The 23267-nt window shown below is 37.8% G+C and carries 19 protein-coding genes and 1 tRNA gene; 14 read left to right on the top strand and 6 right to left on the bottom strand.

Annotated elements, in window-relative coordinates; all coding sequences use genetic code 11:
* Positions 1–603: 603 nt before the first annotated feature.
* The 7 genes from F9B76_RS02720 (at position 604) to F9B76_RS02695 (ending at position 9592) form a co-directional block, all read left to right on the top strand.
* Positions 604–1491, top strand: a complete 888-nt coding sequence (locus tag F9B76_RS02720) for an OmpA family protein (RefSeq protein ID WP_159990711.1) — start codon at positions 604–606, stop codon at positions 1489–1491.
* A gap of 25 nt (positions 1492–1516) precedes the next feature.
* The gene (locus tag F9B76_RS02715) at positions 1517–8005 is read left to right on the top strand and encodes a hypothetical protein (protein WP_159990710.1); all 6489 of its coding nucleotides are present in this window, start codon (positions 1517–1519) and stop codon (positions 8003–8005) included.
* A 196-nt stretch (positions 8006–8201) separates the two neighbouring features.
* Positions 8202–8278 (top strand) — tRNA-Val (locus tag F9B76_RS02710).
* Between the two features lie 183 nt (positions 8279–8461).
* On the top strand, positions 8462–8632 hold the full coding sequence (locus tag F9B76_RS10490) for an Arm DNA-binding domain-containing protein (protein ID WP_423805510.1): 171 nt from the start codon (positions 8462–8464) through the stop codon (positions 8630–8632).
* 11 nt (positions 8633–8643) lie between these two features.
* Positions 8644–8850, top strand: coding sequence for a hypothetical protein (locus F9B76_RS02705; protein ID WP_159990709.1), 207 nt, complete (start codon positions 8644–8646; stop codon positions 8848–8850).
* Between the two features lie 41 nt (positions 8851–8891).
* Positions 8892–9029: a hypothetical protein gene (locus F9B76_RS10485; protein ID WP_159990708.1), complete on the top strand. Its 138-nt coding sequence runs from the start codon at positions 8892–8894 to the stop codon at positions 9027–9029.
* A 152-nt stretch (positions 9030–9181) separates the two neighbouring features.
* On the top strand, positions 9182–9592 hold the full coding sequence (locus tag F9B76_RS02695; RefSeq protein WP_341477965.1) for a tyrosine-type recombinase/integrase: 411 nt from the start codon (positions 9182–9184) through the stop codon (positions 9590–9592).
* On the opposite strand, the gene F9B76_RS02690 is transcribed toward F9B76_RS02695, so the two are convergent.
* The 4 genes from F9B76_RS02690 to gdhA form a co-directional block, all read right to left on the bottom strand.
* A complete protein-coding gene (locus F9B76_RS02690) occupies positions 9561–9803 on the bottom strand; it encodes a helix-turn-helix domain-containing transcriptional regulator (protein ID WP_159990706.1) in 243 nt (80 codons plus the stop codon). The genes F9B76_RS02695 and F9B76_RS02690 overlap by 32 nt on opposite strands.
* A 29-nt stretch (positions 9804–9832) precedes the next feature.
* Positions 9833–10153 (bottom strand): addiction module antidote protein, encoded by a 321-nt coding sequence (locus tag F9B76_RS02685; protein ID WP_159990705.1) that lies wholly within the window; start codon positions 10151–10153, stop codon positions 9833–9835.
* 1 nt (position 10154) lies between these two features.
* Positions 10155–10454 carry a type II toxin-antitoxin system RelE/ParE family toxin gene (locus F9B76_RS02680; RefSeq protein WP_159990704.1) on the bottom strand — a complete coding sequence of 100 codons (300 nt, stop codon included), beginning with the start codon at positions 10452–10454 and terminating at the stop codon, positions 10155–10157.
* A 660-nt stretch (positions 10455–11114) separates the two neighbouring features.
* Positions 11115–12464, bottom strand: a complete 1350-nt coding sequence (gdhA, locus tag F9B76_RS02675) for an NADP-specific glutamate dehydrogenase (protein ID WP_159990703.1) — start codon at positions 12462–12464, stop codon at positions 11115–11117.
* Positions 12465–12876: 412 nt separating this feature from the next.
* On the opposite strand from gdhA, the gene F9B76_RS02670 reads away from it, so the two are divergent.
* The 6 genes from F9B76_RS02670 to bioD all read left to right on the top strand — a co-directional run bounded on the left by F9B76_RS02670 (position 12877) and on the right by bioD (position 18123).
* Positions 12877–13320 (top strand): hypothetical protein, encoded by a 444-nt coding sequence (locus F9B76_RS02670; RefSeq protein ID WP_159990702.1) that lies wholly within the window; start codon positions 12877–12879, stop codon positions 13318–13320.
* A 260-nt stretch (positions 13321–13580) separates the two neighbouring features.
* Positions 13581–14870, top strand: coding sequence for an adenosylmethionine--8-amino-7-oxononanoate transaminase (bioA, locus tag F9B76_RS02665; protein WP_159990701.1), 1290 nt, complete (start codon positions 13581–13583; stop codon positions 14868–14870).
* Complete coding sequence (locus F9B76_RS02660) at positions 14863–16044, top strand: 8-amino-7-oxononanoate synthase (RefSeq protein WP_159990700.1); 1182 nt, start codon at positions 14863–14865, stop codon at positions 16042–16044. Before bioA ends, F9B76_RS02660 begins: the two co-directional genes overlap by 8 nt.
* A complete protein-coding gene (locus F9B76_RS02655; protein ID WP_159990699.1) occupies positions 16045–16698 on the top strand; it encodes a DUF452 family protein in 654 nt (217 codons plus the stop codon).
* Complete coding sequence (bioC, locus tag F9B76_RS02650) at positions 16692–17465, top strand: malonyl-ACP O-methyltransferase BioC (protein WP_159990698.1); 774 nt, start codon at positions 16692–16694, stop codon at positions 17463–17465. Before F9B76_RS02655 ends, bioC begins: the two co-directional genes overlap by 7 nt.
* A 4-nt stretch (positions 17466–17469) precedes the next feature.
* Positions 17470–18123: a dethiobiotin synthase gene (bioD, locus tag F9B76_RS02645; protein ID WP_159990697.1), complete on the top strand. Its 654-nt coding sequence runs from the start codon at positions 17470–17472 to the stop codon at positions 18121–18123.
* 95 nt (positions 18124–18218) lie between these two features.
* Here the strand turns inward: bioD and F9B76_RS02640 are convergent, their stop codons facing one another.
* Both F9B76_RS02640 and glnE read right to left on the bottom strand, forming a co-directional pair.
* Positions 18219–18881, bottom strand: coding sequence for an epoxyqueuosine reductase QueH (locus F9B76_RS02640; protein WP_159990696.1), 663 nt, complete (start codon positions 18879–18881; stop codon positions 18219–18221).
* 39 nt (positions 18882–18920) lie between these two features.
* Entirely contained in the window at positions 18921–21674 is a 2754-nt protein-coding gene (gene glnE, locus F9B76_RS02635) for a bifunctional [glutamate--ammonia ligase]-adenylyl-L-tyrosine phosphorylase/[glutamate--ammonia-ligase] adenylyltransferase (RefSeq protein WP_159990695.1), read from the bottom strand.
* A 203-nt stretch (positions 21675–21877) separates the two neighbouring features.
* On the opposite strand from glnE, the gene F9B76_RS02630 reads away from it, so the two are divergent.
* A complete protein-coding gene (locus F9B76_RS02630; RefSeq protein WP_159990694.1) occupies positions 21878–23251 on the top strand; it encodes an L-serine ammonia-lyase in 1374 nt (457 codons plus the stop codon).
* Positions 23252–23267 lie beyond the last annotated feature (16 nt).

Here is a 23267-nt window from a genome sequence, read left to right as displayed (position 1 = left end):
TTAAACGGATAAATTTTTAAAAAGAGAATAATAGGAGATAAAAATAAGCAAAATTAAATAGCGAGCAATAATTCAAGTTTCATATTATCACTATTATAGAAAAATAAATACCGGTTTAAGCTAGTCCTTGAAATAACTAAAAAGTTTATATAAAAGTAGGTAAATAAATTTACCTGTCTAAGATGAAAGATAGATAATTTTGTTGTAAATAAACAGAATCATAAATATTTCTAATTATTTATTATTGTAAATAAATACATTAGGCAATATAATATTATATATATAGAGAGAAGTAGAGAGTTTGTCATGGGTAAATTAAGCAAGCAGCAAAGTTTCTTATTCGACTAAATTAAAAGGACAAAGTAAAAACGATGATTTAATCGTTTTTACTTTGTCCTTTTTTATTTCTAATCATTTAATTATAAGTAATAAAATAGTATCAATATTTCATATAAAGAGTATCTCAGCTAATTTTATTTAGTTGGGGTACTCTTTTTTTTAATACAGTTATTGATGCTCTTATTTCATTCCTTATGACTTATAGATTAAGAATTAAAAATATTTTTTCAACAATAAATAAGTTTATCTATGGAGAACTTTGATATGAAAAAAAGCCTACTTAGCGTAGCACTATTAGCAGCATTAAGTGCTTGTACAACGCCAAAAGAGTTAGGGCAACCACTTGAAAAATGGCATAACTTTACCTCATCATCAGTAAGTACACCACAGCTTGAAGAAAACCAATCCCAAATCGTGTTCTTCCGTCAAGATGATATTCAAGGTCCAGCGGTGAATGTTTACATTAATGGTAATTACCAAGCCTCTTTATTACCAAATGCCTTTACGCCTGTAACGGTTTGTGCCGCTAAAACATTGATAAGCTCATCTTTTAGTACAAATGCCGCGTTTGGTAATCGCACATATGGGGTGAACTATACCCTACCAGTAGGACAAACGACTTTTGTTAAAGTCATTCAAGATCAACGCGGTCAATTGACATTTGTGCGTGTTAATGAGCAAGAAGCACAAATGGCGATTAACCAATTACCCAAAGAAAACCAAACTTTATCACGTGTACCAGCCCCAGAGCAGTGTGGTGAGCCTGTATTAGCCAATGCCGAATTAGATGCTAGTGCCTTATTTGCCTTTAATAAAGCAGGCTATAACGACATTCTTCCTAACGGAAAACAAGAAATTATTAGCTTTGCACAAGGGATTGCCTCATTAAGTGGGGTGAGTAAATTAGTTGTGAGTGGTCATACCGATCCAGAGGGTTCAGTCGCGTATAACCAACGTTTATCACAACAACGTGCCGAAACGGTTAAAGCAGCTTTAGTCAATGCAGGCGTTGGCTTACCAATTGAAGTGGTGGGTTATGGCGAAAGCCAACCAGTGGTAACACATTGCGGTGCATTAGAAGGAAAAGCAAAACAAGCGTGTAACCAGCCAAATCGCCGTGTTGAAATCACTGTTTACGGTCAACAACAGTAATTGTATCGATTAAGGAATAAACATTATGTCAGTAACATTAAAAGTATTAAGCGCCAAGAAAGTCATTGCTAACCACAACATCAATCAAGGTGAAGTATTAGTGATTGATGCCAGAGCCAATTCAAACTATCAACTTATTGATGATGCAACTGGTTTTGCCCCACAAAATATTATTGCTAAACGTGAAGGGAAAGACCTAAAAATCTTCTTAGAAGATGGCAATTTGAATGCGGATATTGTTATCCAAGGTTATTACGGTGATGACCAAAATGAAGAAGTCAGCAACCTTATCGTAGGTCAGCATGAGAATGGTAATATTTATGCGTATGTCCCCGAGTCAGGTGAAAAACTTGATGCGGTGAGTATGCTAGCAGATGAAGTAGCCGCGCCACAAGCCTTAGGGGGTGAAGAATTAAGTTCGGCATTCTGGGCATTTAACCCATGGTGGTTATTAGCATTAGTACCGATAGCAGGAATTGCCATTGCTGCAGGTAGCGGTGGTAATGGTGGTGGCGGTAAAGGTAGCCCAGCTGATACGACAGCAGATAAACCAGAAATTACTGCTAATAAAGATGGTTCTGTGACTGTTACACCCGGTGCTGATAATACTAAAGTAGAAGTCAGCTTCAAAAATGAAGAGGGAATAGATAAGACAGTTATCGCTGAAAAAGGTGAAGACGGTAAATGGACGATTCCTGATGCAGGCGATACAGGTGCAACGATTGATCCAGATACTGGTGTGATTACCATTCCTGAGAATAAAGTAAAAGATGGTGGGGTTATCAATGCAAAAGGTACGGATGATAAAGATAATACAGCTGATGCAGATGAAAAATTTGCAGCAGATAAAATCCCCGGCGATAGTAATGGAGATGGGAAGGTAGATGGTGATGATGATTCTAACCATAATGTAACCTTACCAAATGGAAAAGAAATCCCTCGTAATACCGATGGTGCCCCAAATATCGTGTTTGGTGAAGATGAAAATTCAGATGGTTACTTAAACGCGAAAGAAATTACGGGTAAAGATGGTAAAGATACTACACCTGTGTATATTACTATTCCAGAAAATACAGAAGTAGGTGATACCCTAATTGTTACTGTTAATGGTAAAGAACAATCTATTCCAGTTACACCTGAAATGATTGAAAAGGGCTTTACACAAGTTGATGTTCCTGTAACGGGTGATGGTATTATTGAGGTGACTGCAAAAGTAACGGATACAGCAGGGCAGTCTTCTAATGAGGCTAAAAAAACAGTTGAAGTTGATACCACTGTACCGGGTGATACAAATGAAGATGGTACACCAGATAATGCTGATGATAGTAAAGATACCGTTAATGTACCTATCATTGATAATGATGGTAATGAAAGCACCATTAAAGTCGATAAAAATACGGATGGTGCACCAAATATTATTTTCACTGAAAACCGCAATGGTGACGATTTCTTAAATAAAACAGAAATTGGTGATGATAATAGTACGCCTGTACAAATTACCATTCCTGATCATACCAAAGCTGGTGATACCTTAATCGTAACGGTTAATGGTAAAGAGCAATCTATTCCAGTTACAGATGAAATGGTTGATAAAGGCTATACAACTATTCCTGTAGAAGTTATTCAAGATGGTGATATTACCGTTACAGCAAAAGTGATTGATAAAGCAGGAAATGAATCGGCAACAGCAACCGAAACAGTAACAGTAGATACTACTTTACCAACAGCACCGACTGTGATACCTAGTAAAACAGATGGTTCAGTAGATGTAACACCACCAACAGATGCAGATGTTGAAAAAGTAGAAATTACTTATACAGATGAAAAAGACCAACCACAAACGATCACCGTAACCAAAGGTGATGATGGTCAATGGAAAGCCGAAGGTGATGTACCAAACGGTACTGTAGTCGATCCTGCTACGGGTAAAGTAACTATCCCACAAGATAATGTGAAAGATGGTTCGGAAGTAACCGCAAAAGCAACGGACACCACAGGTAATACTGGTGATGAAGGTAAAGGTACGGTAGGAACAGATAGTAAAAATGCCAAACCTATCGCCGAAGACAAGGATAATGATGGCAACCCTGATGGGGTGGTGAGTACACCGGCGGTTATTGATGAAACAGGCGATAACAATAAAGTGACAACAACCATTACCTTGGATAATAACAATGGGGCGGATAATTTACCGATTCAGGTGGTTGGTTCAGGTACGGCACCGGTCTCTGGGGATGACTTTGATACCCCAGTGGTAACATATACCGATCCAGCAGATGGTTCAGCAAAAACCCTAGCCCCTAATCCAGATGGTACATATAATGTCCCTGCAGGGGTTACTGAGTTAAAAGTCGAACATACAGCAAAACCTGATAATACTACGGAAGGGGCAGAAACTGGTAAGGTAAAAGCCGGTGAAGTAGTGGGTAATGAAGTGACCGTGAATGATACGTCAACCAGCCCATTACCCGAAGAAGCTAATGCGCCGACCTTAGCAAAAGATCCTGCTCACCAAGGGGGTGCCGTTGTTACCCCGGGGGCAGATAATACCGCGATGGTAGTGACTTTCCCTGATGAAAAAGACCAACCACAAACCGTTACCGTGAAAAAAGGTGATGATGGTCAATGGCAACCTGAAGGCAATCTCCCTACCGGTGTGACAGTAGATCCAGCAACGGGTAAAGTAACCATTGCACCTGATGCGGTGAAAGATGGTGCGCAAGTTAATGCAACAGGTAAAGAAACTGGTAAAACCGATAAAGATGGTCAGCCAGTCACCACCGATACCGATGCTAAAAATGCCAAACCTATCGCCGAAGATAAGGATAATGATGGCAACCCTGATGGGGTGGTCAGTACGCCTGCGGTTATTGATGAAACAGGTGATAACAATAAAGTGACGACAACCATTACCTTGGATAATAACAACGGGGCGGATAATTTACCGATTCAGGTGGTTGGTTCAGGTACGGCACCGGTCTCTGGGGATGACTTTGATACCCCAGTGGTAACATATACCGATCCAGTAGATGGTTCAGCAAAAACCCTAGCCCCTAATCCAGATGGTACATACAATGTCCCTGCAGGGGTCACTGAGTTAAAAGTCGAACATACAGCAAAACCTGATAATACTACGGAAGGGGCAGAAACTGGTAAGGTAAAAGCCGGTGAAGTAGTGGGTAATGAAGTGACCGTGAATGATACGTCAACCAGCCCATTACCCGAAGAAGCTAATGCGCCGACCTTAGCAAAAGATCCTGATCATCAAGGTGGTGCCGTTGTTACCCCGGGGGCAGATAATACCGCGATGGTAGTGACTTTCACTGATGAAAAAGACCAACCACAAACCGTTACCGTGAAAAAAGGTGATGATGGCAAGTGGAAACCAGAAGGAACTGTACCTGAGGGGGTAACAATTGATCCTACCACGGGTAAAGTGACCATTGCACCTGATGCGGTGAAAGATGGTGCGCAAGTTAATGCAACAGGTAAAGAAACTGGTAAAACCGATAAAGATGGTCAGCCAGTCACCACCGATACCGATGCTAAAAATGCCAAACCTATCGCCGAAGATAAGGATAATGATGGCAACCCTGATGGGGTGGTCAGTACGCCTGCGGTTATTGATGAAACAGGTGATAACAATAAAGTGACGACAACCATTACCTTGGATAATAACAACGGGGCGGATAATTTACCGATTCAGGTGGTTGGTTCAGGTACGGCACCGGTCTCTGGGGATGACTTTGATACCCCAGTGGTAACATATACCGATCCAGTAGATGGTTCAGCAAAAACCCTAGCCCCTAATTCAGATGGTACATACAATGTCCCTGCAGGGGTCACTGAGTTAAAAGTTGAACATACAGCAAAACCTGATAATACTACGGAAGGGGCAGAAACTGGTAAGGTAAAAGCCGGTGATGTGGTAGGTAATGAAGTGACCGTAAATGATACTTCTTTAGCACCACAAAATGCAAAAATTGATATTACGCAGATTGCCGGAGATAGCCAAGCAGCTGATGCGACAGATGATGGCACAAGTGCTGGTGATGTTTATGCACAAATTAGCCCAGCTGAAGCAGCTGCAGGTTTCTTAATTAGTGGTACAAGTAAAGATATTGCAGGTGATATTACTGTTACTATTGCAGAGAAAGATGGCAGTGCCATTGTGACTAAGACAGTAACACCTAAAGAAGATGGTACTTGGAGTGTCAATATTGAGGCGAATGCTTTAACTGGATACGAAATAACGAAAGAGTATGAGGTAAAAGCAACAGGTTCATCTGCTGATGGAACAGCAGTAGAAGATATTGACTTAACTGCATCAACACCTCAAGTGACGGCAATTAAATTAAAAGATAATTTAACCGATGAACCACTTGTTGATGGAACATACGAATACACTAACTACTATGCAGATGGTGATGCAAAATACGTTGGTGATGTTACCCATGCAGATAATCTATCAGCTGCCAATAGTTTAGCCACTGGTTTGACCAATGATAAGGATGCTGTATTAGAGTTTACGCTTGATAAAGCTCCAACCGCTGGTCAAGAAGTCAAAGTATATCGCTATACGCTATCTGAAAGTGCCGATAAGAATAACCCATATACCACTCATGGTAAGACAGAAGTAACGGGCGATATGGTTTCTGCAGATGGATTAACTTATACTGTTACGCCCAAAGGTGATAATGTATTGGGCGATACCTATACGCAAAACTATCGTTATGAAGTAGTCGTAAGTGATAAAAATAGTGATAATCTTTCTACGGGTAGTAAAGGGACATTTGATTTCCGTCTTGATACCTTAGTAGAACAGATGTCTGTAGAAAAATTTGATATTGATACAGGTAGAGTAGTCTTTGTGCCTACTGGTTTATCAGAGGTAGGAGCAACGATTGAGTATCGCTATGCAACAGGTAGTATGGGTAAAAGTAGTTGGAGTAAGGCAATTGCAGGGGCAGATGGTAGATATAATCTGCAATTAAATAACTTTAACCGTAAAGTATCAGGAGCAATTGAATTACGTATCACTGATGCGGCAGGTAATGTTTCTGAAACTAAAGTGAGTTTATTGCGTAACTTAACGTCTGTGATTAATACCCAAGAAGGGCCAGATCCATCAAGAGTAGGTGATAAACTTGGAGCACCACTTACTTTTGGTAACTTTGGTTTTGATGATCCAAGTATTGTAGCACCAAAACAACCAACAACCAATGCTAGTAAGGGTGGTTTTGTCAGCACTTCGGGCAATGATACCTTTATTGTTGGTCTGGAGCATAAAAAATTTGGTAAATTTGGTGAGTTTAATGGTACATTTGGTGGTACTGCTGGATCATCAGATTTCAGAGGAGCCATTTTTGGTGCGGGTGATGATAGCATCCAATTCCGTGGGGAAGCGCAATCAATGACAGGGCAAGCCTTTAAAATGGGTGCGGGTAATGATCGAATTTCAGTTGCAGGTGATATTGTAATTGGTGATTATACATTTGACTTAGGGAAAGCTGAGGATATTTCAGGTAATACGAATATTCTTTATATTGGTGGAAATGTAGCTAATGGAATACTTACTCATAACATATATGGTGGTGCTGGTAATGATAGTGTCCGCATAGATGGTACTTTTAATGGTCTTAAAAACATTGATTTAGGTGGTGGTAATAATGAGCTTCGAGTAGGCTATGGTGCTGCTGGTGGCTCAGACCTTCTCTATGGTACAAATTTTGTCAGTGGTCAAGGTAATGATATTATCTCGGTTAAAGGTGATATTCGAAAAGAAGGAGCTTACCCACAAACATTTAATTTAGGTAATGGTGATAACTTTATCGAAGTAGGTGGAAATATTGATACCGATGGTTCATTTACTTTTGGTAGTGGTGTTGATACCGTCAATATTAAAGGTACTTTGAAAGGTGGTAAATTTACCTTTGGTGCTGGAGATGACAGCCTAACTGTTGGTACTATTAATACATCAGGTATTGATAATATTAAGCTGAATATGGGTGAGGGAGTCGATACCATAACCATTACAGGAACGCAAATTGATACTAGTAAGGGTGCTATTAACGGTGGAAATGGTAATGATACTATTTTCTTACAAGGCAAGGATCTCAAATTAGAGATGAGCAAAGTATTAAATGTTGAAACCATTGATATGCGTGCTGTTACTGGTGGTACAGGTAATCAAAAAGTTGCCTTAACGTTAGAAGATCTTCAACAAGGCGGTGATACTATTACAGAACTTTATATTAAAGGTGATGTTGGTGATACCGTTGACTTTGGTAATAATGGTGGAGATGGTAATAATAACGGTGCTAGAGATGGTGTTAATGGTAAGGAATATCGTGATAATCGCGGTACAAATCTTACTGAAAAAGGCAATTGGAATGTATGGCAAAAAGTAGATTCAGACATTGTTAAAGATGGTGTTGTATATGATAAATATACATATAATGGATCTGCACATGGTGAAGAAGTCTATATCCAACAAGGTATCCAAATTATCTAATTACTGTCTGTAATATAACCTAATAAATCCCCTATCTTGGCAACAAGATGGGGGATTTTGTTGATATATAGAAGTCTTTATGGCTTTATTTGATAAGGTAAATTTTATAGATAGCCGTTTTTCTTATATAGACTAACAATAACTAAGAAAATACTTGACAAAGATAACTGTTCTACCCTATAATTGCTAGCTTATTAGGCGGTTAGCTCAGTTGGTTAGAGCGCTACGTTGACATCGTAGAGGTCGCTGGTTCGACTCCAGTATCGCCTACCAAGCATACATTTTTAGATAATATATGAACCTAGTAAGAATATTGATTCTACTAGGTTTTTTTTATTAAATAGGTATTTTAGATGATATTAGATAATGCTTGAGGCCGAGTAATTTTGTGGGTAATATTGTGGGTAACGGGTTACGATTACCCATTAAAGAACCATCATTACCCATTTATTTATTATGGCACTTACAGACAAGCAAATAAAAGCCCTACAAGGCACAGGCAAACCACAAAAAATATTAGATAGGGATAATCTATATATACGAATTAATGCTAAAGGTACAGTAAAGAGCTTTTTATACAGATATAGACGACCTACAGATAATAAAGAAGACACCTACACCATATAGGGCAATACCCTATGATTAGCTTATTAGAGGCACGCATAAAAGCGAGTGAATTAAAACAGCTAATTATTGATGGGATAGACCCTAAACAACACGACAAGGCAACATTACAGGAAAAAGCCAGAGAGCAGAACAAGGACAAATACACCTTTAAGGCTATAGCCTTAGAATGGTTAGAAAAACATTCTTATAATGTAGGAAATAACCACTATAAAAAATAACAGGGGTTTTACATAACCATGTATTACCTGAAATAGGGGATATGAATATTAATGACATAACAAGGAAAGACTTAGTAAATGCTATCAATGCCATAGATAATAAAGGACTAAGGAATATTCCAATAGCTAGCCTAACATTAATCAAGCAAGTATTGGATATGCTATTGATTCAGGGTTAGCGGATAACTTACCCAATACCAACGGCTTAGGGAAATATCTAAAAAAATACCCTGATATACACCACCCACATATAGACATTAAAGAACTAGCCTATTACTTACCTAAGTTAGAGAATATCAAAGCAAGCCCTATAACTTTAATAGTCCTTAAATTGCTTATATTGATATTTCCTAGACAAGGGGAGCTTAGATTTTGTAAATGGGAATATATCGACTGGGAGCAAAAGACCTTAACCATACCAAGCCACCTAATGAAAGGCACAAAGCTACTAAAGCAGACAGGGGCATTGACCCATACCATAGCACTATCAACCCAAGCTATAAGGCTATTAGAGCAATTACAGGCACTTACTGGACATATTCCTAGTGGTTATCTATTACCAAGCACAAAGGGAGAGGGGAAAGTAATGAGTGATGGCACTTTAAACAAGGCACTAAGGCAAATAATACCCAGTGATAAACAGGATATACATGGCTTTAGAGGGTTAGCCAGTACATGGCTAAACGAGCAACACCCAGAATATAGTGCAGTCATTGAAAAGATGTTAAGCCACAAAGGCTAGAACTATCAGCCACAAATACACCCACATCACTATCAAACATCACTTTTATATCATGCAAACCTTGAGCATTACCCACATCAACAAGGGCATGGAGTAATAGCCACTTTTCACCCTCTTTTATTGCTTGCTTGATATATGATTCTATTTCCTCATCAGATGTAAAGTAATCAGCACTATAGAACGGTTTTAATTTAATCCATGAATAGGGCATATTTAAGACCTTAACTATACAATTAGGCTTTATATCTGATGATAATTTTCTATTTTCTGTAATGGTTTTATAGATAAGCCAAAGCCTAAAGCCCCTAATACTTTTTGAAGTGTTTCATATCTAGGCTTTGTATCACCTGATAAAGCCTTGTATAGACCTTCACGGCTTAGCCCTGATTTTTTAGCAACCTCAGACATTCCACGAGCTTTTGCAACATCAGCCAAGGCATGAGCCAATAATATCGGGTCGCCTTCTTCTATTGCTTGTTTTAGATATTCTTCTATCATTTCTTCACTATCAAGATATTCAGAAATATCTACAGGCTTGATTTTAATTCTTGAGTTTGACATATTAAACCCCTTTAATTTCTTTCCATAAATTGCGAGCTATTTTTATATCCTTTTCCTGAGTGGATTTATTACCACCCCAAAACATCAAGTAAATATATTTTCCTTCTTGACCATAATATAAACGATAGCCAGCCCCAACATCGATTTTCATTTCATACACACCACCGCCTAGGCTCTTTACATTTCCAAGGTTACCAAGTGCCGCTCTTCTTAATCTCATAGCTATAGTAGTCTTAGCCTTTATATCCCTAATACTAGAGACCCACTTTTCAAAATCTTCTGTTTGATTGATGATGTACATAATGAAAAACCTTTATAACTTACTATATTGTAAACTATAGATTACATAATATCAAATAAATTTAGTATCTAACCTATACAAAAATCATCATACATTACACTGTATAGAAAAACAGTATATAATCTAATCGGGTATTGTATAGGCTAGCTACTGAAAGACACCCCGCCAAAGTGTTTGACAATACCCACCCTTTAACATTTGGCGATCACCTTTTGGCATAGGTTAGAAATGATAATTAGACCACTAACAACCCTTGAGAAAGCAAAACAAAAACAAAGAAGAGATAAACAAGAAAAACAACTTGTAAGTATTTATACACTTTAAAGCCTGAAAAGACCAAATAACCCTATTCATTAAATTTCACTCTCATATCTAATAATTAGATTATTAGAAAAATAATAAAGTAAATCAATATATGATTAGTTTTATATAGGTTATGTACTGTATAAAAAGCAGTCTATAATCTAATTATAGGCCTAGTAAGAACGTTGATTTTACTAGTTTTTATGTTTAATCTATTAGGTTATTTTTATAACGTTATGAAAACGTATCATTTTGTGAGTTATGCAGAGAGTAATAATATTCGATTACCCACAAAAAACTACCATTATTTCATAAAGAAATAAAATGGTAGTTTAATGTAAATATACCTAAATATAACTATACTGCGCCTTGATCAATCATCGCATCGGCTACTTTACGGAAACCCGCAATATTTGCGCCTAAAACAAGGTTATGAGGCTGACCAAACTCCTCTGCGGTTTGTGAAGCAGTGAGGTAAATATTTTGCATAATACCTTTTAATCGGGCATCTACTTCTTCAAATGACCATTGAATCATACTGGCATTTTGAGCCATTTCTAACTGGCTTGTTGCAACGCCTCCTGCATTAGCCGCTTTACCCGGACCATAAAGAATTTTGGCTTCTAGGAAAGCATGTACAGCTTCTGGAGTAGAAGGCATATTGGCACCCTCAGCCACAAGAATACAACCATTATTTAATAGTGCTTTTGCATCTTCTAGGTTTAATTCATTTTGTGTTGCGCAAGGGAATGCTAATTGGCATGGTACAGACCATACAGGGTGGCGACCTTCAGGGTATTGGCTTGCAGGCGTATATTTTGCATCAGGGTGAATTTCAGCATATTTTTCAAGAGATTCATTTTTGCCTTGTTCTTTTAATTGTTGAAGTGTATGTAAATGAATACCTGCTTCATGGTAGATAGTGCCACGAGAGTCACTGCAAGTAACGGGTTTTGCACCTAATTCATACAGTTTTTTTATAGTATAAATAGCGACATTACCTGAACCTGAAACCGTTGCTACTTTATCTTCTAGGGTATCATTGCGGCTGGCTAAAAGATTTTCGGCAAAATATACCGCACCATATCCAGTGGCTTCTGTACGCGCAAGTGAACCACCCCAAGCGATTTTCTTACCGGTTAATACCCCTTCATAGCTGCCAGTTAACCGTTTGTATTGACCATATAGATAACCAATTTCACGACCACCTACGCCAATATCACCAGCGGGAACATCAATCGTATCACCAATATGACGATAAAGTTCAGTCATAAAAGATTGGCAGAAACGCATAATTTCATTATTTGATTTTCCTTTAGGATCAAAATCAGATCCACCTTTAGCACCACCAATAGCAAGTCCTGTTAATGCATTTTTAAAAATTTGCTCAAATCCTAAGAATTTAATCGTACCACTTGTCACACTAGGGTGAAAACGTAATCCACCTTTATAAGGGCCTAATGTTGAACTAAATTGAATACGATAGCCTTTATTAACCTGTAGGCGACCTTGATCATCAATCCACGTTACTCGAAAAGTAATGGCACGTTCTGGTTCAACAATACGCTCAAGAATATTGTATTCAAGATATTTTTTTTCTTTTGCAAATAATGGCTCAAGCGATTGAACGACTTCTTCAACCGCTTGATAAAACTCTGGTTCGCCAGGACTAGACCTCTGAATTTTCGATAAAATGTTAAGAGACATAATTAAATTTCCAATAAACAAATAAACAAACAAAAGTGATGATTTGATTATAAAATCAAGCAACACTGTGTAAAAACACTCTTTAATCTTACACCATAAATGATTTATTCCTGTCTTTATTGGTAAAATCAGTAAAAAAATTATGGGTATTCCCCAAAATATACTTTATTCTTTAAGATAAATATTTTTAATCTAAAAAGAAAGGACTAAGTATAAAGATCCTCATATTTAAACAATAAAGAGTGGTGATTATGTATAAAACAGATAATAGCTATTTAAGAGATATTTAATTAACAATTACTTACTTTTTGGCTTGTTTTTATATCGATAACCCTATAATTTTAAAAGAAAAAATTATAATATTACTCTAAAATAGCACTTTCTATTGTGACATACTTTATAGGAGTTTCTAATGGAGCGTGCAACATTGCGTAAAATCCATCGAACCTTTGCGATATTAGCAACTTTATTAATCGCTACTTTTTGGAGTAGTACCTTAATAAGTGAATTATTTCTTTCAGAGCAAGCCGTTGTAGTCGTGAAACAAAGTATTATCTATGGTGTATTTGTACTGATTATTGCAATGATAGCAACAGGAGCTACAGGTGCTAAGATGGCAGGTAAAGCGAAACATCCTAAAATTTTGGCAAAAAAATTCCGTATGCCATTTATAGCTGCCAATGGTTTATTGATTTTATTACCTTGTGCTTTTTACTTGGCAGATAAAGCCAGCCATTTAGCGTTTGATATGAATTTTTATATAGTGCAGATAGTAGAGTTGGTTGTTGGTGCTTGTAATTTATTCTTAATGATTTTATCGATACGAGATGGTTTATCTATTCGTAAGCCTAAATAATAGTTGGTAAGTTATTATTACTATCATAGAAGGTGTTTTGATAACGATAATTCTATATATAAGCCAATATATTATTAAAGAGATGATGGGTTTTCATTATCTCTTTTTTTGTATTTAATGCGTAAAAGTATATAACTTCCTTTTATTTTCTTTATAGTTGTTTAAAATTCAATAAAAAGCTTTTTAATTTATTTAAAATTTAATTAGGAAAGCATAAATATTCTCTCTACAATAATGACTTTTAATAAAAGGGGGGATAGATGAACGAACAAGAATTACTGGCATTTGATCGCCAACATATCTGGCATCCTTATGCCGCTATGCCAAATGATTTACCCTTATATGCGGTAGAAAAGGCAGAAGGGGTGATGATTACCCTTAAAAATGGACAGCAACTTATTGACGGTATGTCCTCATGGTGGGCGGCATTACATGGTTATAACCATCCTAGACTGAATCAAGTGGCTATACAGCAACTTCAAAAAATGAGTCATATCATGTTTGGGGGATTAACACATGAACCAGCGGCTGAATTGGCTCAACGTTTAGTATCTATACTTCCTGATGGCTTAGATAAAATCTTTTTTGCCGATAGTGGCTCTGTGGCAATAGAGGTTGCCATGAAAATGGCAGTACAGTACCAACAGGCAAAAGGGGAGATGCAACGATATAAATTTGCGACTATTCGATCAGGTTATCATGGTGATACATGGCATGCAATGTCTGTCTGTGATCCTATTACAGGTATGCATAGTTTATTTGCCAAAGGATTACCTGTACAGTATTTTTTACCGCAACCTAGTGTGAAATTTGGTGAAGAATGGCAAGAGCAAGCTATTGAACCCTTAGAGGCTTTACTTGAGGAAAAAGGGCATGAGTTAGCCGCTTTAATCCTAGAACCTATTGTGCAAGGAGCTGGTGGAATGTATTTTTATTCACCAGTTTATTTAGAAAAAGCACGTGCTTTATGTAATCAATATGGGGTATTACTGATTTTTGATGAAATTGCTACAGGTTTTGGGCGTACAGGTAAATTATTTGCAACAGAATATACGTCTATTACACCCGATATTATATGTTTAGGAAAAGCTTTGACGGGTGGTTATCTGACCTTATCCGCCACAGTAACGACTGCATCTATTGCTCAAATAATTTGCTCAGGTGAGGCAAAGTGTTTTATGCATGGACCTACCTATATGGGTAACCCACTAGCCTGTGCGATAGCAAGTGCATCTATTGATTTGCTTATTGAAAGTGATTGGCAAGCAAAAGTTAAATCTATTGAACAGCAATTACTACATACCTTAAATGTTGTTCGTCATTTTTCTTGTGTTAAAGAGGTTCGTGTATTAGGTGCTATTGGGGTGATTGAAATGAATGAGCCTGTTCAAATGGCATCATTACAGGCTCGGTTTGTTGAAAAGGGGATTTGGGTTCGCCCCTTTGGTCGCCTAGTGTATGTGATGCCCCCTTTTATTATTCGTCCTGATGAACTGAATCAATTGATCCAGCAGTTAATTGAAGCCTTAAAAGAAGAGTATCATGTCTAAGCTACATTTACAGTCTTTTGAAAAAGCCCTACATACCCTTACAGATATGGGACAGTATAGAAGTATCCCTGTGATACAACATCAGGGAAAATGGATTGAAAAAGAAGGGAAAAGAATGCTTAACCTTTCTTCTAATGATTATTTAGGACTAGCGAGTAATCAAGCACTTAGAGAGGCTTTTTGGGATCAATATAAAGGGCGATCTTTTCCTGCTTTTAGTACCTCTTCATCTCGTTTATTAACAGGTGCATTTACAGAGCATAAACAATTAGAAACGGTCATGGCAACGATCTTTCAACGAGAAGCCTGTCTATTATTTAATAGTGGTTACCATGCCAATATCGGTATTTTACCTGCTATTGCAGATCGTCAAACTTTAATCATAGCGGATAAATTAGTACACGCAAGTTTAATTGATGGGATTCGATTAAGTGGTGCAAAGTTTTTACGCTATCGTCATAATGACTATACACACTTAATGCAACTATTAACAACATATTATGCTCAATATGAACGCATTATTATTGTGACGGAAAGTATCTTTAGTATGGATGGCGATATAGCAGATTTACCGCAATTAGTCGCTTTAAAACGAGAATTTCCGACTATCTTACTTTATGTGGATGAGGCTCATGCTATTGGTGTGTATGGTGAAAATGGATTAGGTATGGCTGATCAACAAGCGTGTATTGCTGATATTGATTTTTTAGTTGGAACGTTTGGTAAAGCATTAGCCTCTATGGGTGCTTATGTTATTTGTGATGAGGTAGTGAAACAATACTTAATCAATACTGTACGTTCTTTTATTTTTTCAACGGCTTTACCACCTATCTGTGTGGCGTGGACTTTATTCCTTATTGAGCAACTTTCCTCATTTACGCAACAACGTCAGCACTTATACCAGCTAAGTACACAGTTACAGTCCGCTATTCGCTTGTTAGGGCAAGATGTACTTAGCCAAACGTGTATCGTGCCTTATATGATTGGAGACAATCTTACTACTGTTAAAAGAGCTGAACGATTACAACAACAAGGATTTTATTGCTTACCTATTCGACCACCTACAGTACCTAAAGAAACAGCAAGAATTCGTTTTTCCTTAACAGCAGATATGACAGAACAAGAGCTTAATACCTTAATTAGCTGCTTAAATCATCAGGAAGTGGGGATATAGATGAAAACACAATTTATTCAACGACATACTATACCCTCAAGCCATTTGATCGTGTATTTTTCGGGTTGGGCGACACCACCTGAACTGGTATCACACTTATCTATTCCTTTGGATTATGATGTACTTTTATGTTCAGATTATCGAGATTTAACACTGAATATTGATTTTTCTGTTTATCAATCTATCCATGTTGTCGCATGGTCTATGGGTGTTTGGGTGGCAGAGCAAGTGATATCTTCTTTTCCATTGGCTTCAGCAACGGCAGTCAATGGAACAAGTTTTCCTTGTCATGATACGCTTGGTATTCCTCATGCTGTTTTTGAGGGGACACTAACGCAATTAACCCCTATATCACGACGCAAGTTTGAACGGCGAATGTGTGAGTCGCTTTTTCAGTATTACAATCAGTTTCCTGCTATCCCTTTTGAACAAGCCAAACAAGAACTACAGCATTTATATGATTTATTACAAATACCGAAGGATAAATCAGTGAGTAATTTTCCATGGACACGGGCGGTTATTGGTTTACAGGATCGTATTTTCCCTGTAGATCATTTGAGAACGTATTGGTCTCAAAAGGCAGTGCCTATAGTAGAAATAAATGCACCACATTATCTCTTTCCTTATTTCACACAATGGAAGGAATTATGGTAAAACCAGATAAACAAAAGATTAAGCATTGTTTTACAACAGCATTACCCAGTTATACGAAACAGGCAGTGATACAACAAGAAATTCAACAACGATTGATAAATTATTGGCAATATTATAATTTGCCAGATCAGATGGAATGTATTTTAGAAATAGGGTGTGGAACAGGTGGTTTGACGCAGTTATTACAACAGACTATTTATGCTAAACAATGGTATTTAAATGATTTATGTGATACTCGCACCTATATCGCTCCCTTATTAGAACAGCAAAATTATATTTTTAGCTGTGAAGATGCTGAACATAGTTTATGGTTAAAGCAATTATCGTTTTTAGATGTTATTGTGAGTGCTTCTGTAATTCAATGGTTTCATGAGCCAGAACGTTTTATTCAGCATTGTACAAAAGCATTAAAACAAGAGGGGTATTTAGTATTAAGCACTTTTTCACCAAATAATTTAAGCGAGATTGTTCAACTAACGGGTGTGGGATTGGATTATGTCAGTATTGAGCAGTGGCAAAAATGGTTAGAACAGGATTTTGAGATTTTATTATTGAAAGAGCAAATGATACCGTGTTATTTTTCTTCCCCTATTGATGTTTTAAGGCATTTACAACAAACGGGCGTAAATGGTATTGGTAATTACCACTGGACAAAGGGACGATTAAGTCAATTTCAGCAAGATTATCGGATACTATTTAAGGTTGAAAATCAAGGGGTTTCTTTAACATATAGCCCAATTTTTATCATAGCGAAAAAGAAAGGATAAGGATATGGTAGGTAAGGTTATTTTTATTTCGGGTATTGATACCAATGTGGGTAAAACAGTTGCAACAGGTGTTTATGCTAAGCAATTAATGGATAAAGGGTTTTCTGTCGTTACCCAAAAAATGGTTCAAACAGGTTGTCAGGGCTTATCTGAAGATATTATGGTACATCGTCAGATTCAAGGCATACCATTAATGCAGGAGGATAAGGAGGGTCTAACGTGTCCCTATGTTTTTCCATATCCTTGTTCACCGCATTTGGCAGCAAAACTGGTCAATGAGAATATTCAAGAAAATGTCATTGAATCGGCTACACAGCAATTGGTTCAACGCTATGATATTGTTTTATTAGAGGGAGCAGGGGGCTTGATGGTTCCTTATCAAGAAAACCGAACCACTTTAGATTATCTTATCCAATCTCGTTACCCCTTATGGTTAGTCACATCAGGAAAACTGGGGAGTATTAATCATACCTTATTAAGTCTGGAAATATGCCGATTAAATCATATCCATGTCGAAAAGCTAATTTATAACGCTTATATAGAGGAAGATTTAATTATTGGTATGGAGACTCGTCAATATTTACAGGCATTTTTTCTAAAACATTTTCCTAATGGTACTTATGAGGAATTAGATTATATTGAGAGGGTAAAGGGATAGTTTATAGTTGAAATGATTTTCTCTAGTCAAAATATAAGGGGTTGTATAAAATTAACCCCTTATTTTCGTGAAATGGTAGAAACTGATATAAGATATTAGGCTTCTTTATGATAAAACTTAACCCCAATTTCAATGCGTTCTCTACCTTGACTCTGACGGTGGCGATTCGTATCGCGTAAAGAGTAAACACAACCACAATACTCTTGTTGATAAAACTCTTCTCTTTTGCTGATTTCAATCATTCGAGCTGATCCACCCCCTTTACGCCAGTTATAAGTCCAGTAGGTGAGGCCAGGGTAGCGTTCTGCCGCACGAACACCACACCCATTAATTTGATTCATATCTTTCCAACGAGAAATACCAAGGGAGCTAGTGATACAATCAAATCCATTTTCATGGGCATACAAAGCAGTTCGCTCAAAACGCATATCAAAACACATGGTGCAACGTTCACCTCGTTCAGGTTCCCATTCAAGTCCCTTAGCACGAGCAAACCAATTATCGACATCATAATCCGCATCAATAAAAGGAACGCCATGTTTTTCAGCAAAACGGATATTTTCCCTTTTACGAATTTCATATTCTTTAACAGGATGAATATTCGGATTATAGAAGAAAATAGTATAGCTAATACCAGAGGCGAGCAATGCTTCCATTACCTCACCAGAACAAGGCGCACAACAGGAGTGTAGCAGTAGTTTTTGGCGACCGTCAGGTAAAGAAAGCTGAGGTCTTTGTATATCACATACTGTAACCATGATAAGAATCGTCAAGATAATAAATACTAAATAACTATTTTAACGCAGATTTGCAAAAAGATTGTTCCAAAGTTGGGTAACAGCCGTTCTTTCTTTATCCAGTAAGGATGCCTCTACGCGTGTTACCTCTTTACCTTGTAGTCGTTCTTCATGTTGTATTTTACGATAAACCCGATAGGCTTCTACACATTGTTTTGCCAATTGTTCAGGGATTAGTCCTTCTTGAGCGGCTAAGAGTAATAAAGCAATATTTCCCCAGTTGCCGAGTAAAGCAGGATGCTGATGACTATAGGCAAGTACAAGGTATTGTGTGATAAATTCTAAATCTACCATGCCTCCTTGATCATGTTTAACATCAAAAAGCGGGGTAGGATTAGGATGTCCTTCCCGCATTTTGATGCGCATGGCGATAATATCATCTTTTAACGTATTTAAATCACGTTGTCTTAATAAAATTTCTTGGCGAATGGCTTCAAATTTTTCGCCTATTGCTGTATCACCTGCACAAAAACGACCTCTGGTAAGTGCTTGATGTTCCCATGTCCATGCCATTTCTCGTTGGTATTTCGCAAAACCTTCTATTGAAACGGCTAATAATCCAGCTTCTCCATCGGGACGTAGGCGTAAATCAATTTCATATAAACGTCCAGAAGAGGTCATTGTGGATAGCCATGTACTCAGTCGTCTGCCGAGTTTGACATAGACCTCAGGAGCCCAATCGTGATCATCATCAAAAATTAAGACAAGATCCAGATCAGAAAAATAACCGAGTTCTTTCCCCCCTAATTTACCATAGGCAATAATCCCGAATCGAGGGTACTCGGGTAAATCATAGCGACTACTTTTACGCAGTTGCTGCCATACACGAAATAGGCTTTCTTCGAGTAGCATATCAGCAAGGGCAGAGAGATAATCAGCTAAATATTCTACATTTAATGTATTTTCTAAATCTTGAGCTAATAATTGGAAAGCCACCATTTTATGTGTATCACGCATAAGATTCATTTGCCGTTCTATATCGGGTTCGCCTTCATGGATGAGGCAAGCATCAAGATCTTTATGTAATTGTTCAGCAATAGCTGATAAATCAATCGGCTGTAAGAGGGTACGCCAATCAATAAGACTATCCAATAAAATAGGGTTTTTGATGAGTAATTGAGCGGCTACGGGGCTAGCGGTCATAATCCGAGCAACACGTTGTAAAATTTCAGGATACTCAACCAGTAAAGCAATATAGGCACTACGCTGTGCAATGGTTTCAATCAGTTCTGTTAGATAATGGGTTGCTTGGATAGGGTTTTTAGTGGCATAAGCAGCAGATCGTAAAAGAGGAATTAAATTATCTAAACGTTTTCGATTGGTAGGGTTTAGCTGTAGAATACGGCGATTGTTTAACATTAAATCAATACGCTGCTGAATAGGGGCTTGCTCATCTTCTGTTAGTGTACCGTCATTCGATAAAGGAGAGGGAGTTGGTAATATATCTTGTTCCTCTTGCATACCAAGTAGGCGGAAAATATTATGGAATGTCTCTGATACACATGTTCTATAATATTTTAAATGTGAATCAAAGGTTTCTCGATTAAGACCCATGGCGGTGGCAAGTGCGGTTAATCCTTCTTCTGTATTTGGTAGAAGATGGGTTTGTGCATCCTCTTTGTATTGAATGATATGTTCTAATCGCCGTAAAAATCGATAGGCTTTTTCAAGGTTTTCTGCTATTTCGGGTGTTAGTAATCCTGCATTACGTTCAGCCTGTAGTGCATCAAGTAGATGGCGTTGTTGTAAGCTGGCTTGTCGCCCACCTCGAATTAATTGGATAAGTTGTACGATAAATTCAATTTCTCTAATTCCCCCTTCACCTAACTTGATATTTTGTGTGCTTTGTAAGCCTTCTTTAGCATTTACTTGACGTGTCCACTCTTGGCGAATTTGTTCTCGTAATTGACGTAAGGCAGAAAGGGCATCAAAATCAAAGTATTTTCGATAGACAAATGGTTTGCGTAAACTTTCTAAGAGACGAATATCATCAATAGGCTGACTTTCATTAAAGTATTTAACAGGAATAACCCGTGCTTTTAGCCATGCGTAACGTTCCCATTCTCTACCTTGAGTGATTAAATAATGCTCTAAGGCTGAAAGACTCCATGCTAGAGCACTACCATCACCATCTGGTCGCAAACGTAAATCTGTTCGGAAAACAAATCCTTCAGCATCAAATTCAGCCAGAACAGGCATCATCCGTTGTGTAACACGACCATAAAATTCATGGTAACTTAATGAACGGCGTGCGCCACTGGTTTCGCCTTCTTCCCCGTAAAGCATAATTAAATCAATATCAGAAGAAACATTAAGTTCTTTACCCCCTAGTTTTCCCATACCAAGAATAATCATTTCCATGGGTAAGCCTGTGCTATAGCTAGTCGGTATCCCAAAACTTTCGACCATTGTATGCATTACCGTACGATAAGCCATCTGTACGGCGATATCGGCTAGGTAGCTCATACTACTGAATACTTCTTCAAGTGAGGCAAGTTGGTTAATATCACGGACAATTAACGTATTAAATATACGTGTTCTTAATTGACGAAGTACAGAACGGCAAGTTGTAACATCAGGAGGAGGAAAAGCGGTTGTTGATGTGCCTAGTTCGGCTAACCATGTATCAATACGCTCTGGGGTAATAGGTGTTTGACTATCAATGTATAAAGGTTCTATAGCGGCTGGTCGTGTATCTATGTATCGTTTGAGATAAAAAGACCAATTTAAGGGGCGAGAAAGGAAGTTTTGCATATGTAATAACCAAATGTAATGCCTGACTAAGCCTATATCATATCGTTAAAATAGTTTAACGTCTATTTGTATCAGGTGAATAAGGCTATTCATCAATTGGTGATAAATATAGGGTAAAATCACGGCTCATGAGAAAGGTTATCGCTTTTTCAAAAGAATATATCCAAATAGGGATATTGATTATTTAAATGGGACAATCATTCATGACATTAAGTGTTTTTGATATTTTTAAAGTAGGCGTAGGGCCATCTAGTTCACATACCGTTGGACCTATGATTGCAGCGGTACGGTTTGTTCGCCGCCTAGAAGAAGCTAATCTTTTGCAACAAGTAAAACGACTACATATTGAACTATTTGGTTCATTAGGGGCAACAGGATTTGGTCATGCGAGTGATACGGCCATTATGGTGGGACTTTTTGGGCATTTACCCGATCAAGTTGATTGTGAACTGATTCCTATTTTAGTTGAGCAGGTTCGCCAAGAGAAAAAAGTTTTATTATTAAATCAATTTCCTGTGTTTTTTGATCCTGATAAAGATTTAGTGTTTAATTTGCGAGAAACATTACCCCAACATTCTAATGGGATGCGATTTAAAGCATTTGATGAGAATGGTCAGCAATTAATGAAAAAAGAATACTATTCTATCGGTGGTGGTTTTGTAGTGAACTGTGATGGTTTAAAAGTTAATTTAAGCCCTGATAAACCTGTCCCATATCCCTTTAATTCAGGAGAAGATTTGCTTAAATTAAGTGAGCAACACCAATTAAGTATTGCTCAACTGATGATGGCAAATGAGCTAGTCTATCGCTCTAAAGAAGAGGTAAGAGAAAAACTACTGCATATTTGGGAAGTGATGCAAGCGTGCGTGAAAAGGGGCTATACCAAAGAGGGTTTTTTACCCGGTGGTTTTAAGGTAAAACGCCGAGCCCCTGCTTTATATCAACGTCTTCGTGATCGACCTGAAGAGTGTTTACGTGATCCGCTTTCTATGTTGGATTGGGTAAATTTATATGCCCTTGCGGTGAATGAAGAAAATGCATCAGGTGGACGTGTTGTGACCGCACCAACAAATGGGGCAGCTGGTGTGATTCCAGCGGTTTTACATTATTATGAACGGTTTATCCCCCATGCCAATGAGCAAGGGATTATTGACTTCTTACTCACAGCAGGGGCAATTGGTATTTTATATAAAGAAAATGCGTCTATTTCAGGGGCGGAAGTGGGCTGCCAAGGTGAAGTGGGTGTGGCTTGCTCTATGGCGGCTGGTGCATTAGCGGCTGTTCTAGGGGGAACAACACAACAAGTTGAAAATGCAGCTGAAATCGGTATGGAACATAATCTGGGTATGACGTGTGATCCAGTAGGGGGACTTGTACAAGTGCCTTGTATTGAGCGTAATGCTATGGGGGCGGTTAAGGCAATTAATGCAGCACGTTTAGCATTAAGAGGAGATGGTCAGCATCTTGTTTCTTTGGATAAAGTTATTTTAACGATGAAACAAACGGGTGAAGATATGAAATCAACCTATAAAGAAACCTCTCGTGCAGGATTGGCAGTAAATATACCAGAGTGTTAAGGTATTCTAAATTGGT

Origin of the sequence: Pelistega ratti, from assembly GCF_009833965.1 — a bacterium.
In the GTDB taxonomy this organism is placed as follows: Bacteria; Pseudomonadota; Gammaproteobacteria; order Burkholderiales; family Burkholderiaceae_B; genus Taylorella; species Taylorella ratti.
Note: the sequence above shows the minus strand (reverse complement) of the source record. Positions and strands in the feature narration are given on the sequence as shown.

What these genes read in the sequence shown, in the direction of transcription:
- F9B76_RS02685 (WP_159990705.1), bottom strand. Translation starts at nt 10,153, where the DNA reads ATGTCAAACTCAAGAATTAAAATCAAGCCTGTAGATATTTCTGAATAT.
- F9B76_RS02655 (WP_159990699.1), top strand. Translation starts at nt 16,045, where the DNA reads ATGAAAACACAATTTATTCAACGACATACTATACCCTCAAGCCATTTG.
- F9B76_RS02660 (WP_159990700.1), top strand. Translation starts at nt 14,863, where the DNA reads ATGTCTAAGCTACATTTACAGTCTTTTGAAAAAGCCCTACATACCCTT.
- F9B76_RS02715 (WP_159990710.1), top strand. Translation starts at nt 1,517, where the DNA reads ATGTCAGTAACATTAAAAGTATTAAGCGCCAAGAAAGTCATTGCTAAC.
- F9B76_RS02630 (WP_159990694.1), top strand. Translation starts at nt 21,878, where the DNA reads ATGACATTAAGTGTTTTTGATATTTTTAAAGTAGGCGTAGGGCCATCT.
- F9B76_RS10490 (WP_423805510.1), top strand. Translation starts at nt 8,462, where the DNA reads ATGGCACTTACAGACAAGCAAATAAAAGCCCTACAAGGCACAGGCAAA.
- F9B76_RS02680 (WP_159990704.1), bottom strand. Translation starts at nt 10,454, where the DNA reads ATGTACATCATCAATCAAACAGAAGATTTTGAAAAGTGGGTCTCTAGT.
- F9B76_RS02690 (WP_159990706.1), bottom strand. Translation starts at nt 9,803, where the DNA reads ATGCCCTATTCATGGATTAAATTAAAACCGTTCTATAGTGCTGATTAC.
- bioC (WP_159990698.1), top strand. Translation starts at nt 16,692, where the DNA reads ATGGTAAAACCAGATAAACAAAAGATTAAGCATTGTTTTACAACAGCA.
- F9B76_RS02670 (WP_159990702.1), top strand. Translation starts at nt 12,877, where the DNA reads ATGGAGCGTGCAACATTGCGTAAAATCCATCGAACCTTTGCGATATTA.
- bioA (WP_159990701.1), top strand. Translation starts at nt 13,581, where the DNA reads ATGAACGAACAAGAATTACTGGCATTTGATCGCCAACATATCTGGCAT.
- F9B76_RS02705 (WP_159990709.1), top strand. Translation starts at nt 8,644, where the DNA reads ATGATTAGCTTATTAGAGGCACGCATAAAAGCGAGTGAATTAAAACAG.
- F9B76_RS10485 (WP_159990708.1), top strand. Translation starts at nt 8,892, where the DNA reads ATGAATATTAATGACATAACAAGGAAAGACTTAGTAAATGCTATCAAT.
- F9B76_RS02640 (WP_159990696.1), bottom strand. Translation starts at nt 18,881, where the DNA reads ATGGTTACAGTATGTGATATACAAAGACCTCAGCTTTCTTTACCTGAC.
- bioD (WP_159990697.1), top strand. Translation starts at nt 17,470, where the DNA reads ATGGTAGGTAAGGTTATTTTTATTTCGGGTATTGATACCAATGTGGGT.
- glnE (WP_159990695.1), bottom strand. Translation starts at nt 21,674, where the DNA reads ATGCAAAACTTCCTTTCTCGCCCCTTAAATTGGTCTTTTTATCTCAAA.
- gdhA (WP_159990703.1), bottom strand. Translation starts at nt 12,464, where the DNA reads ATGTCTCTTAACATTTTATCGAAAATTCAGAGGTCTAGTCCTGGCGAA.
- F9B76_RS02720 (WP_159990711.1), top strand. Translation starts at nt 604, where the DNA reads ATGAAAAAAAGCCTACTTAGCGTAGCACTATTAGCAGCATTAAGTGCT.